Genomic DNA, 13,102 nt, shown 5'->3' with positions numbered 1-13,102 from the left:
TGAAAAAGAATCGGTGGTGTTATCATGAATGAACAACCATGGTGGAAGAAAGCAGTCGTCTATCAGATTTATCCAAAGAGTTTTCGTGATACGACTGGAAACGGAGTCGGTGATATTCAAGGAATTATTGAAAAGCTCGATTACTTGAAAGAGCTTGGAGTCGATGTCCTGTGGCTGACACCTATGTACAAATCCCCTCAGAACGACAACGGTTATGACATCAGTGATTACTATGATATTCACGAAGAGTACGGGACGATGGAAGATTTCGATCAACTTCTGCGGGAAACGCATGACCGCGGCATGAAGCTTATTATGGACATCGTCGTGAACCATACGTCCACGGAGCATGAGTGGTTCCAGGCATCCCGGATGTCCAAGGACAGTCCTTATCGGGATTATTATATTTGGAAGGACCCTGTGGACGGCGGGGCACCTACGAATTGGAAGTCCAAGTTCGGAGGCAGTGCATGGAAATATGAAGAGGAGACAGGCCAATATTACCTGCACTTGTTTGATGTTACCCAGGCAGATCTCAATTGGGAAAAGGAAGCTGTTCGAAAAGATGTTTATGATATGATGAGCTACTGGGCGGAGAAAGGTATCGACGGATTCCGATTGGACGTTATCAACCTCATATCCAAAGATCAGGAGTTTCCGAATGACGATGGTACCATTGCGCCAGGAGACGGTCGTAAATTTTACACGGACGGGCCGAAGGTGCATGAATATATGCAGGAAATGAATAAAGAAGTGTTTCGTCCTTATGACCTTATGACGGTCGGTGAGATGTCTTCGACGACGATTGACCACTGCATCAACTATACAGCCCCGGAGCGGAATGAATTGAGTATGACCTTCAACTTTCATCATCTGAAGGTGGATTATCCAAACGGGGAGAAATGGACCGTGGCGGACTTTGATTTTCATGAGCTCAAGAGCATCCTCTCCACATGGCAGGAAGAGATGCACAGAGGGAATGGATGGAATGCATTATTCTGGTGTAACCATGACCAGCCCCGTGTGTTGTCCCGGTTTGGAGACGAGCAGAATTATCCGTTGGAATCCGGGAAAATGCTGGCAACGACAATTCACATGATGCAGGGTACTCCTTACATTTATCAAGGGGAAGAATTCGGAATGACGAACCCCGGCTTCTCTTCTATCGATCGCTACAGAGACGTGGAATCCTTGAATATGTACGAAGCGTTCCAAGCGGAAGGGTACAAAGAGGAAGATATCCTTGCGATTCTTAAGCAGAAGTCGCGTGACAATTCCCGTACGCCGGTACAATGGACGGCAGAAAAGAATGCAGGTTTCACGAACGGGACACCGTGGATTGACGTAGCGGACAACTATGAAACGATCAATGCAGAAAAAGCCATGAAAGAGGAAGGATCTATTTTCCAACACTATCAAGAGCTGATTCGTCTGCGGAAAGAATATGATATTATTACTCATGGAGACTACCGCCTGATTTCTCCGGAACATGATCGTGTGTTTGCGTACCTGCGGGAGTGGAACGGAGAACGGTTATTGGTCGTTAACAACTTTTACGGGGAATCCGTTGATTTTGTTCTTCCGGATGATATAGAAACTTCAGGACAATCCGAAGTGTTGGTAAACAATTATGAGAATGCTCCGGCACTTGATGAAAAACTGGAACTTCGTCCATATGAGTCGGTAGTTTACTATTGGAAAGATATATAATTAAGTAAAGAACGGTGAAGACCGATGAAAAACAAGTATTTTGTTATCTACAGTGAATTGGCGGAGAGAATTCAAAGTGGAGTGTTGACTCCAGGGGATACCCTTCCTTCCGAGCACGAGCTGACAGATGAATTCCAGACATCTAGAGAGACAATCCGAAAAGCTTTGCACCTGCTTGCTCAAAACGGCTATATTCAAAAAGTGCGGGGGAAGGGATCTGTGGTACTCGATCACGGGAAATTCGAATTTCCTGTTTCCGGATTGACGAGCTTCAAGGAGCTTGCCGATCAGATGGGGCAGACCTTCCATACGTCTGTTCACGAATTGGCGCGTATCAGTGGACAGGGGGAGTTGGGGGAGCGGTTGAACTGTCCTCAGCAAACCAACCTGTGGAAGGTTGTCCGATCGCGGGAAGTAGGAGGAGAGAGGATTATTCTCGATAAAGACTTCCTTCGTGAAGACATCGTTCCGGATTTGACGAAGGAAGCAGCCGAACGTTCCCTATACGAGTATTTGGAAAACGAATTAGGTCTTGTCATCAGTTTCGCTAAAAAGGAGATTGTTGTCGAGCCGGTTACGAAAGAAGACGAAAGCTATCTGGATCTAGCCGGACATCCGCAAGTTGTCGTGATCCGCAGTTACGTCTATCTGGCGGATGCAACGGTGTTTCAGTACACAGAGTCCAGACACCGTCCGGATAAGTTTCAATTCGTTGACTTTGCCAGACGTACCAAATTATAAATAAAACATGATGCAAAGAAGGACCGCAACGGTTCTTCTTTGTTTTTCTTACAGAAAGCGTTAGAATAGAGGCACACGAGAGAAAGGGGTGGAGAAAGTGTTCGTTATCGGAGCGACAAAGAAATTACAGAATGAGATAGATAAGCCGATCCAGGACGTAGAAGCATATAAAGAAGTACCTGAAATCCATCAATGGCATGCGAACCTGGTTACTTTCAACCGCAGGAAATGTTTAATCCTTGTCAACAATGCGACAGGCCTTAACCTGACCTTATTCGGATTGAGAAAGCCGCAATTCGACCACCTCGACACCGTCATTAAAGGTTCGCTCAAGCAGCTATTTCAACTGCTTGAAATTGACGAGTCTGTTGGGGAAGAAATGCTTAGGGCGGCAGATGAAATCGTATATACGAAAACAAAAAACAGGCGGGTCATAGGCATCATGAATGATCTTAAATCTACGATGGAACATCAGATCCAAGGCCAAGCCTATGAAGACATTGATGCCCAGAAAATAAATGAAGAAAATAATAAGATGCCTTTCCGTCCGCTGGAGCATACTTATCCTTATAAAACTTTCATTAAATATTTCCAAAATCAGTAGTGCTGTCCCGGCGCTGCTGATTTTTTTCATGAAAAAAAGACCTCTACCGGGTCAGGGTAGAGGTAAATGTTTATATAGGTATAGGATTAGGGGAGGTGCTTAAAAACTGTTACATACTACTAAAAAAGAAGTTAAACTACGTCTTCAACTAATGGTCTTGGATAGGTACGTACTGCCTCATCCTGTGTCAAAGGAGCTAAGACAGAAACAACAATGCCAACTGCAGCGATGAAAGCGATGGCTTTCTTCATAAGATCATGCCTCCTAAATGAGAATGTTTATTTAACAATTGCATTGCTAACCTTAAATATTCAGAAGAACGCTTATACATCCTTTGCTTCTCAAATAAGTCGGCTAGGAATTTAGCGTATCTGATGACATACTCCGGATCCTTCATTTCTTTGAAATATGGAAGTACTTCATCTTCAAGAAATTCAAGGGTATCTGGAGCGTTCGTTAGTATCTTTTGAAAAACATCAAAATGATACGTGTGCTCTTTTGAAGGGAAATCTACAAGCCTTTGTTTACCTTCATTTACCCAATAGAGGCATCCTTCCTTGTTACCTATGAGGTAGTGCTCGAGGATTAATCCGTGAATAATATTCATGTATTCATAGATATCATAGGTGGAAGATGATGCTTCTGTGTACTCCAGGCTCTTTTTGTAATGCTCGATGGATAACGTATGATTATCTAGATTAGAGTCTAAAACAGCCATGTTAATATAAACCAGTTTCAACTGCTGGTGGTCCTTAGTCTGAGAAGCGATCTTGAGAGCAGACTCGTAATTCTCCCTCGCTTTTTCATGATTCTGGAGCCTGCTGAAACTTATTCCTAAAATGAGATGGCAATCAGCACTCTTTCCTAGGTCGTAATGATCTTTATAAATGCGGAGTGCCTGTTCTGTATAAAAAATAGAAGCTGACACATGGTGCGCCTGACTTGAACTTAGTGCCAAGTGGTAGAAAAGGTCGCTCACTTCCCAGCTTTCCATATTCATGGAGCGCGATAAGACTTCCGCCTTCATCAACTGCTGGAATGATTCCTCGAAATCACTTCGGTAATACTGGAGCAGTCCATTGCTCAAATGATAGTAGTACTTCATCTCATCATCAAATGTATCCAGGTGCTGCTTTATTTCACTCCATGCTTCATAAGCCTCCTCCACTTCGTTTTCTAACAAAAAGTGGCGGATGCTGTACAGCTTGTAGTAAATATAAAGGTGATGATTGTTCCGCATATCCTGCTGACTGAGCAGCTCCTCCTTCAACCTTCGTGCTTCTTCCTTCCGCTTGAACATGATAGCTTCATACCACTTTTTCAGCTTTTCTTTGGAAGGGTGGCTGTAGGAAGCGTCATGGAATTCCAATCCCAGACGTTCATATAGCATTTCCAGCACTTCGGAGGCAGGCACGGTCTGATTGTTCTCAATCTTAGACAGATATGCCGGCGAGATGATTCCATCTGCTAACTGGTTTTGCGTCAAACCCTGTTTCACCCGATGGAACCGGAGCACTTTACCATATTCCATTTTCAACACACCTAGTTGATCAACTGTCGACTCTTAAGAGATGTTGCTCTTTCGAATCTATTTTTAGAATACATCCTCAATTAGTAATAATCAACTATATTTACCAGTTTCCCAAGTCTCCCTTTAAACGGCCCTTTAAGAGGTTTTTTGACTGGTGACTTTCCTGATATAAAGGGAAACCTGATTTTCCAGGGTGAGAAAACTATCGTAATTTGTCATTATAAGGAAACCTTGCATAGGGACGATGTCTTACGGGTATGGGGTTTATAGGAAAAAAACGCCAAATTACCAGGCGGTAAACCATGTGAAGGAGGAATCGGTGTGGGTTATAACGTCACACAAAAGCTGATTAACAGCCATCTTATTCAAGGAGAAATGACACCAGGTTCGGAAATAGGATTAAAAATTGATCAAACCCTTACCCAGGATGCAACAGGGACAATGGTGATGCTTGAGCTTGAAGCGATGGGGGTGGAGCGGGCACAGACGGAAGCGTCCGCTCAATATGTCGACCATAACTTAATACAGGAAGACAATAAGAACCCGGATGACCACCTGTTCCTGGAAAGTGCAGCCAAGCGTTTCGGTTTGCATTTCAGCAGGCCGGGAAACGGAGTGAGTCATCCCGTCCATATGCAGAGGCTCGCTGCTCCCGGGAAGACGCTGCTTGGATCGGACAGTCATACGTGTGCGAATGGATGTATGGGCATGCTTGCCATGGGGGCTGGTGGAATCGATGTTGCTATGGCTATCGCAGGAGAGCCTTTTTATGTGAAAATGCCGAAAGTGTGGGGAGTGAAGGTGACCGGTGAGCTTCCTGATTGGGTAAGCGCAAAGGATGTCATTCTTGAAATGCTGCGTAGACATGGAGTAAAAGGGGGCGTCCATCATGTTTTTGAATATTACGGCCCGGGTTTGAAAAACCTTACGGCGATGGACCGCCATGTCATTGCAAATATGGGAGCGGAACTAGGCGCTACGGGAACGGTTTTTCCAGCGGACGAAGTTACGCGTCGTTTCATGGCACGGCAGGGGAGGGAAAAAGAGTGGTTTGAGCTCTTGCCTGATGAGGGAGCGGGGTACGATGTGCATGACGAATTGCATCTCTCTGACCTGGCCCCTCTCATTGCAAAGCCTTCCAGTCCGGGGAATGTGGTGCCGGTCGAAGAGGTGGAAGGGGAGGCGATCTATCAAAGCTATGTAGGTTCTTCCGCTAACCCTGGGTACCGGGATTTTGCAGTAGCATCAGAAATCGTCGCTGGTAAACAAGTTGCGGACGGTGTTTCGTTTGATATCAACCCGACATCCAGGCAGATGCTCGTCGATCTATCTCAGAATGGTCATATAGCTAATTTCCTCCAGGCAGGAGCAAGGCTTCACCAAGCGGGATGCAACGGATGTATCGGCATGGGACAAGCACCGGCGACAGGAAGAAACAGCTTGCGGACGACTCCCAGGAATTTTCCAGGGCGTTCCGGAACGAAAGAGGACAGCGTGTATCTATGCAGTCCGGAGACTGCTGCAGTAAGTGCGTTGGAAGGGAAGATTACAGACCCTAGAAAATCGGGTCTCGCTTATCCTTCGATCGTTGAACTTGAAAAGCCGACGGTAGATACGCGGCTGCTTGACGATCCGCTTCCGCTTTCGGAAGCAAAAAAGGTTAACCTCGTGAAAGGTCCTAATGTGGCTTCCATTCCGGAAATGGGTGAGCTTCCAGACGAAATGGAGCTCCCTGTATTATTGAAAATGGGGGATGACATTTCGACGGATGAAATATTAGCAGGCGGGGCGAGAGTCCTTCCTTACCGAAGCAACCTTCCGGAAATCAGTAAGTTTGCCTTCGAAATTGTAGATGACACCTATTACGACAGGGCGATGGATGTGAAAGAATCCGGCGGCCATGCGGTTGTTGCCGGTGCGAATTACGGGCAGGGATCGAGCAGGGAGCATGCGGCTTTAGCTCCGAAGTATCTTGGATTGCAAGTGGCTATTGTCGAAGACTTTGCCCGTATTCACTGGCAGAACCTTGCTAACTTCGGTGTACTACCACTAACCTTTACCAATGCTGATGATCTAGAGAAGCTGGAAGAGGGAGATGTTCTTCAATTTAAGGATCTGCGGAACAAACTCTCTAAATCCTCTACCTTTCATGTCGAAGTAAAGGGGAAAGACCTACAGATTGAAGTGGAGCATGCTCTTTCGGAGCGTCAAATTGAAATCATGAAGGCGGGCGGTCTGATCAATTGGGTGAAGGAGCGCCTGGATAAGGACTGATTTAATACAAATAGAAAAGCCGGACCTGAAAAGGTGCCGGCTTTCTTTATTAGTCTTGTTGAGCTGTTGTGTGAATCGGTTTAAGGTTTCTTTCGATTTCTTCCCGTTTTTGTTCAAGAAACGGCGGAAGTGCCAACGCTTCCCCCAGACGATCTTCCGGTTCATCCGTGGCGAAACCAGGACCATCTGTCGCCAGTTCAAATAAAATGTGGTTCGCTTCCCTGAAATAAAGGGATTGGAAGTAGTAGCGATCGACAAGCCCGGAATTCGGGTACCCGGCAGCATCAATGATTTCTTTCCATTTGGTGAGTTCTTCCTTGTTCTCCACCCGGAAGGCGACGTGGTGGACGCTTCCTCTTCCAGGTCGTTCCCGTCTGTCTGCATCCGTCTCTTCCACGTGGACCTCTGCACCTGTGCCACCTTCGCCTGTGCTGAAGACAGTCCAATTATCGTACTCACCTGTTTTTCGGAATCGCAGAATTTCTGTAAGGACATGCTCCGTTTTACTCTTATCAGAGACAGTAAGTCTTACAGGTCCCAGCCCTGTAATACCAAAATCAGCTGGTACCTCGGATCCTTTCCATGGGATTCCGGCTGCTACACCCTTGTTATGTTGATCGGATACAAGCATTAACCGTTGGTCTTCCGGATCACGGAAAGACAGAGTGAGGCGTCCGAAGCGCTCCTCCATTGGATCATGGGCTACTTGATGCTGTTGGAATCTCTCGAGCCAATAATTTAGTGCTTCGTCGTTTGGGACGCGCAGCGTGGTCGTCGATATGCTCTGAGAGCCCGGATAGGTGTGTCCGGCGCGATGAATTTCAAAAAAAGTTAAATCGGTTCCGGGACGTCCTTTTTCATCGGCATAAAACAAGTGATACATGGAAGGGTCGTCTTGGTTAACAGTTTTTTTTACTAAACGCATTCCTAATATGCGGGTATAAAAGTCAAAGTTTTTCTCTGCATTTGCTGTGATGGCTGATACGTGATGGATGCCTTTAAGTTCCATAAAGGTTCCTCCTCTGATTATCTCGAATTCAAGATAATTATAATACGCAGAGGATACATTGTCAAAAGAAGCTACTTTACTCGTTCAAATGGAAAAATCCTCGTTTGTAAAGTTTTAGAATAATAGGCGGTTGGATCTTGTTCTGTTACGAAGGAGGGGAGGAAATCGAGCAATTGATTGACAGGAAGGTCGACTTTGACTTTCTGCAACCGCCAGTGCTTATGCTGGATTGGTCCCTTGTACACCTTTTGGCCTCGGACTGTCCAGAGGGCATATCGTTCGGTAAGCCAGTAAAGAAGGGATCCTGGTGCAGGATGAACGGCAGGGGAAAAATGAGATGCCTCCATATGGAAATGAGCGTTCGGATAGCCTTTATGAATTCTTCTGCTGGAGAAATGAATCCTCTCCGGTGTCGTGTCCATCCGCATGGATGCATGCACGTAAGGAAGAGAAAATCCTGTTCGGGCTAAAAAAACGCCGAGGGGGTGATCGGCATCCAAAGTGAGGAAATAAACTCCTGGTTCTCCTTTATAAGTGACATAGGTACGGACATTCAATTCCAATAATTGATTGCCGAAAGGAAGAGAAGGAAGGTTCTTGAACCGGATGTGGTTCATACGAAACGGGACGACGGCTATCCAAGCCGAACCGTCAAATTCGTCCAACTCAAACACACTTGGTATATACCTGGCCAAAATCTCAGCGGGTACGGGCCAATGGAGGAAGATAAGATCTTCCCATTCCTGATGCATAATCCATTTTTTTGAAGACATTCTCATCACCTCCCCAATGGTTTACCCGCAGGGAGGGAGAATCATACATGAATGTGAAGATCGTCACTTCATTCGGAGCGGAACGTTTTTCCGCTCTTCTCGCTTGTGCAGTTCTTTCTTCAGCAAGAGGATGAATTCTTCTTCCAGGTTCAAATCCACTGCTCTTTTTAGAGAGTCCTGCAACACCTTGTAGGAGAGCCTTTCGACAATCATGCGGTTGCCCCCTTTACTTTGCTATGACGGAAGTGCGGTCGATGCCGTAGCTGCTCCTATAATTCGTCCATGTGAATCAAAGATAGGTTGGCAGAATACGTCGTAACGAATCAATCCCTCGGATAACGGGAAAGGAATTGTTTTTCTGATGCTCTGTCCTTCCTCTATGACCTTGCTTTTTAATTGCATTAATTCAGTAGTACCGACGTTATCATCCAATTCATCATCCCTTTTCCCGATCACGGAGTTCATTTTGAAATCAGGGTGCGGGTTATACATCCAGGTATAGCGTAGATCCAAGTCGCAGTGTGCGACGGTAATTGGAGAATGGACCAATGCTGTTTCAAATGGTTCGCTCAGGTGTTCGGTATAAAAGAGTGAAGGATTTATGTGAAGAAACGAAGCAATTTGAGAAGCGACCGCCATGCTGGGATTGCGCGTTCCATTTTCGATTTGAGCATAATAGGCCCGGTCGATATGTGCGCCTGCTGCGATTTGTTGTTGTGTCAGTCGTTGTTCTTTTCTAAGTTTGATAAGCCATCTTCTCATGGTTAAAATCACACCCTACTTTCTTTTTTCATATAAATATTTCTTCCTATATATATAAAATCCTTGTGGCAGTTTGCAACGTAGTGGAATTTCTTTGCTTAGAAGAAAACTTTCGTATAAATAGTAATTATAACGATTTATTTCGAGTATGTTCGACGAAATTTTTAGCAGCTGTGTAAAAAAATACATAGCTTCGCCTACAGGTCTGATATAATCAAATCGGCTTGCATTTTTCAAGGGGAAGAGGAGGAAAAGGATGACTTGGGAAATCCTGAATATATTAGCTGTCAGCGCTTTTGCTTTCAGTGGGGCCATTGTCGCTCTCAACGAAAGGTACGACATATTCGGTACGTTTATTCTCGGGATTGCGACACCGTTCGCAGGTGGGATTATTCGTAATATCGCATTAGGGATCCCGGTCGTCCATGTTTGGCAGCAGGGATATCTGTTTTATGTCGCGCTTGGAACAATCGCTGTTGTCTATTTCTTTCCGAAGACATGGGTGATGGCATGGGACAGATGGAATTTCTATCCGGATGCCGTTGGTTTATCCGCTTTTGCTCTTCAAGGGGCCTCCTTTGCGGTCGCCAACCAATTTCCGCTTGGAGGCATCATTTTTTCGGCAATCCTGACAGGAGTCGGGGGCGGCGTTGCCAGAGATGTGCTTGCACAGCGCCGTCCGATGGTTCTTCATCAGGAAATATACGCAGTATGGGCAATGCTTGTGGGGCTGGCAGTCGGCATCGGGCTTGTAGATGTAGGGAGTGCGTGGCAGACTTATGCATTATTTATTCTGATTATCTTGTGCAGGGTGTTCTCTTATCGATTAGGATGGCATCTAAGGTTTCGGGATTTGTATAGAATTTGATCATAAAAAGGCCGCCCCGCTTTGGGACGGCCTTTTCTACGATTAGCTGCAGTAAGACAAGTTTGGACAGGAGAAAGAAAACTTTCTCATTTTTTCTTTGTGATACGGAGTTCTTCTGTAGTTAATAACGGAAAAGGTCTCCGGAAAGGTAGCGCTCACCGGTATCTGGTGCGATACATACGACTACTTCGCCGGGATTTTTTTGTTTAGCTGCTTCGATGGCAGCCCAACAGGCGGCACCGCAGGAGGTTCCAAGGAGCAGCCCTTCCTCACGGGCGAGACGTCTCGTAATTTCGTAGGCATCTTCATCGGTCACTTGTAAGATTTCATCATAAACATCCTGATTCAGGATGGAAGGAATGAAACCAGGGCTTGTCCCGACCAATTTATGCTTCCCTGGCTTGCCGCCTGATAAAACCGGGGATCCTGCAGGCTCTGCTACATGGATAGTCATATCCTTGTAGCGTTTTTTCAACTCTTCTCCCGTACCTGTAATCGTCCCGCCGGTCCCGGCTGTAGAAACGAAGGCAGATAGAGGTTTGCCCAATTCATCCATAGCTTCGATGATCTCTGCAGCTGTCGTATGGCGGTGTGCATCCGGGTTTGCCGCATTTTCGAACTGCATCGGCATGAAGCTGCCTTCGATTTCTTCCACGAGTTCTTTGGCTTTCGCGATGGCTCCGGGCATTTTCGCATCTCCAGGCGTCAGGACGATTTCTGCACCGTATGCTTTCAGTAGATTGATTCGTTCCTGTGTCATCGTATCCGGCATAACGAGGATAGCGCGATATCCTTTTGCAGCTGCATTCATAGCAATCCCTATGCCGGTATTGCCGCTTGTCGGCTCGATAATGGTCGCGCCTTCCTTAAGCAGCCCTTCTTTTTCTGCTTGTTCCATCATATTGAAAGCGGCGCGGTCTTTTACGCTTCCGCTTGGATTGTATTTCTCCAGTTTCAGGTAAATATCGGCTCCACCTTCAGGAGCCACACGGTTCAGTTTGACTAACGGAGTATCACCGATCAAATCTGCTATGTTGTTAACGACGCGCATGTTGTCACTTCCTTTTAGTAGTGGGGATAATACTATTAGTTTATCACAGTCGGAAACCGGTTATCACATCCACTGCTTTCTGTCAGAACTTGTCTTCTACCACTTTCTGCGCTAACTGAAAGGAGTTTCTTGGTACGGAGATCTTGAACGCCAGCTGATTGGAGTTCAGGTTGAAACGATCTACCTGGACGTTGAAATTACTTGCTGTGTCCATCTGAGTGACGGCTACATAAATGTTCTCTTCGTTGGGATTTACGGTTACCCACTCAGGAAAGTCATAGTTATCTTTAACAAATTCCAGTACTTTTTTGTTCGGGAGAGGAAGCTTTCCGAGGGAAATGCGTTCCTGCTCCAGGATAAGATCTCCGTTTTCCTGAACAACCGGACTTAATTCCACTTTAATCGGAATGACCTGATCGAAGGCTTTAATATTCCCTGCCAACGTTACGTTACGGTCAAGAGATATGGAATAGTCAAAGCCGGTTTTTTCCGAGAACTCTCCGAGGTAGTCGTTTGCCAGCTGCTCCAGATTCTCCTTCGTCGATACAATAGTGAATTCCGCATCCTGTGTTTCCTTCTGCTGATCGACATTGACGATGGTATAAGAGCTGGGAAGGAAAATAAGACCGACTACTGAAGCCACCACAAGAAAATTAATGATTGCCAGTATCCAAAAAGAGGTTCGCCATTTGTTGCTGAATAATAATTGTTTCATCTCTACATTCCACCTGTGTTATTGTTCGACGTCATCTTTGATATATTCCAACACACGTTTTGCCATTTGCTTGTAACCACGTTCATTCGGGTGGAAATTATCTTCCTCCCATAGAAGTTCATCCTCGGATCCTTCAAACAAGTCCCTCACCGGGATGAAAGTAACGTTCTCCTCTTCTGCAACGACCTCTTTGCTGATTTCGTTCCAATCTTCCATAATCTTCCCTAATTCGGGGATATTATCAAAGTAAAGATTAAAAGGATTGTAAAGACCGATCAGGTAAATAGGGGCATCCGGGTTCTCTTCGCGAATCATGGAAAAAATCGTTTCCAGTTGTGCTTGATAGGAATCCTGTGCGTCCACAAAGTCCTGGTAATTTAAGTTTGTAAAATTATCCTTCACAACTTTCATTACATCATTGGCTCCAATGGTTATTAAAATAAGGTCAGCTTCCTCTAAAGCGGTGGAAATTTCCTCCTGCTCCTCCAGGCGTCTGATCAGTTGATCGGTTCGGTTTCCCCGTTTCCCGAAGTTATCAATGTGAATCAAATCTCTTTCCTTATTACTGTTGAATGTGTCCTCTAAAATTCCTACGTAACCGCCATTGTCCGTATCATCTCCAACCCCTTGAGTCAGAGAATCACCGAGGGCTACAATTTCCATGTCATCTTTCACGAACAACCCTTTCGCACTGTCGATGACGCCGGTGAATACATCTTTCAGTCCCTCGCTGATAGCTCTGTCTGAATCTTCTTCGTCGGGTGAGAATTCCTGTTCCTTCGGTTCCGAGGAAGCCGGCTTGGACTCCGAGCGCTCCTTTTTAACTGTTGAATGATCCGAATCTGTCGAATGCTCTTCAGGAGTATAGATAAATGCGGCTGTTATGAAGAAGGCCAGGAATAAGGAGAGTGAAATGGAAGCGATCCATCTCCATTTTTTCAACGTGCATCCCTCCTGGAAAGTATTGGCTTTATTATATGCTGGTGACATATGTTTGGGAAATGGAAAAGTTTTATCTACAATTATATCACGAAGACTATACAATAAACATACGGGAGCCCTTG

General features: G+C 45.6%; 13 protein-coding genes. 5 read left to right on the top strand and 8 right to left on the bottom strand.

The features are described from left to right. The first annotated feature begins 24 nt into the window (after window positions 1–24). From treC to AXG56_RS13240, 3 genes are all read left to right on the top strand, one after another. On the top strand, window positions 25–1,710 hold the full coding sequence (gene treC / locus AXG56_RS13250) for an alpha,alpha-phosphotrehalase (protein WP_062514958.1): 1,686 nt from the start codon (window positions 25–27) through the stop codon (window positions 1,708–1,710). A gap of 24 nt (window positions 1,711–1,734) precedes the next feature. Then, the gene (gene treR / locus AXG56_RS13245) at window positions 1,735–2,451 is read left to right on the top strand and encodes a trehalose operon repressor (RefSeq protein WP_008639660.1); all 717 of its coding nucleotides are present in this window, start codon (window positions 1,735–1,737) and stop codon (window positions 2,449–2,451) included. 97 nt (window positions 2,452–2,548) lie between these two features. Further along, window positions 2,549–3,055 (top strand): hypothetical protein, encoded by a 507-nt coding sequence (locus AXG56_RS13240; protein WP_008639659.1) that lies wholly within the window; start codon window positions 2,549–2,551, stop codon window positions 3,053–3,055. A 247-nt stretch (window positions 3,056–3,302) separates the two neighbouring features. Here the strand turns inward: AXG56_RS13240 and AXG56_RS13235 are convergent, their stop codons facing one another. Further along, window positions 3,303–4,586, bottom strand: coding sequence for a helix-turn-helix transcriptional regulator (locus AXG56_RS13235; RefSeq protein WP_008633772.1), 1,284 nt, complete (start codon window positions 4,584–4,586; stop codon window positions 3,303–3,305). A gap of 321 nt (window positions 4,587–4,907) precedes the next feature. On the opposite strand from AXG56_RS13235, the gene AXG56_RS13230 reads away from it, so the two are divergent. Beyond that, window positions 4,908–6,860: an aconitate hydratase gene (locus tag AXG56_RS13230; protein ID WP_062514955.1), complete on the top strand. Its 1,953-nt coding sequence runs from the start codon at window positions 4,908–4,910 to the stop codon at window positions 6,858–6,860. 49 nt (window positions 6,861–6,909) lie between these two features. Here the strand turns inward: AXG56_RS13230 and AXG56_RS13225 are convergent, their stop codons facing one another. The 4 genes from AXG56_RS13225 to AXG56_RS13215 form a co-directional block, all read right to left on the bottom strand. Then, window positions 6,910–7,869: a ring-cleaving dioxygenase gene (locus AXG56_RS13225; protein ID WP_062514954.1), complete on the bottom strand. Its 960-nt coding sequence runs from the start codon at window positions 7,867–7,869 to the stop codon at window positions 6,910–6,912. Between the two features lie 71 nt (window positions 7,870–7,940). Beyond that, complete coding sequence (locus AXG56_RS13220) at window positions 7,941–8,642, bottom strand: YqjF family protein (RefSeq protein ID WP_026577794.1); 702 nt, start codon at window positions 8,640–8,642, stop codon at window positions 7,941–7,943. 63 nt (window positions 8,643–8,705) lie between these two features. Beyond that, the gene (sda, locus tag AXG56_RS19175) at window positions 8,706–8,855 is read right to left on the bottom strand and encodes a sporulation histidine kinase inhibitor Sda (protein WP_081594774.1); all 150 of its coding nucleotides are present in this window, start codon (window positions 8,853–8,855) and stop codon (window positions 8,706–8,708) included. Window positions 8,856–8,876: 21 nt separating this feature from the next. Beyond that, on the bottom strand, window positions 8,877–9,404 hold the full coding sequence (locus AXG56_RS13215; RefSeq protein ID WP_008633756.1) for a helix-turn-helix domain-containing protein: 528 nt from the start codon (window positions 9,402–9,404) through the stop codon (window positions 8,877–8,879). Between the two features lie 256 nt (window positions 9,405–9,660). Between AXG56_RS13215 and AXG56_RS13210 the strand changes: the two genes are divergently transcribed. Beyond that, window positions 9,661–10,272, top strand: coding sequence for a trimeric intracellular cation channel family protein (locus tag AXG56_RS13210; protein ID WP_008633753.1), 612 nt, complete (start codon window positions 9,661–9,663; stop codon window positions 10,270–10,272). Window positions 10,273–10,393: 121 nt separating this feature from the next. Here AXG56_RS13210 and cysK read toward each other — a convergent pair whose 3' ends face one another. From cysK to AXG56_RS13195, 3 genes are all read right to left on the bottom strand, one after another. Further along, window positions 10,394–11,323, bottom strand: coding sequence for a cysteine synthase A (gene cysK, locus AXG56_RS13205; RefSeq protein WP_008633750.1), 930 nt, complete (start codon window positions 11,321–11,323; stop codon window positions 10,394–10,396). An 82-nt stretch (window positions 11,324–11,405) separates the two neighbouring features. Beyond that, a complete protein-coding gene (locus AXG56_RS13200) occupies window positions 11,406–12,038 on the bottom strand; it encodes a YpmS family protein (protein WP_008633747.1) in 633 nt (210 codons plus the stop codon). A gap of 18 nt (window positions 12,039–12,056) precedes the next feature. Then, entirely contained in the window at window positions 12,057–12,980 is a 924-nt protein-coding gene (locus tag AXG56_RS13195) for an SGNH/GDSL hydrolase family protein (protein ID WP_062514952.1), read from the bottom strand. Window positions 12,981–13,102: the final 122 nt, after the last annotated feature.

It is taken from the genome of Halobacillus sp. KGW1 (genome assembly GCF_001592845.1).
Lineage (GTDB): Bacteria > Bacillota > Bacilli > Bacillales > Halobacillaceae > Halobacillus.
Note: the sequence above shows the minus strand (reverse complement) of the source record. Positions and strands in the feature narration are given on the sequence as shown.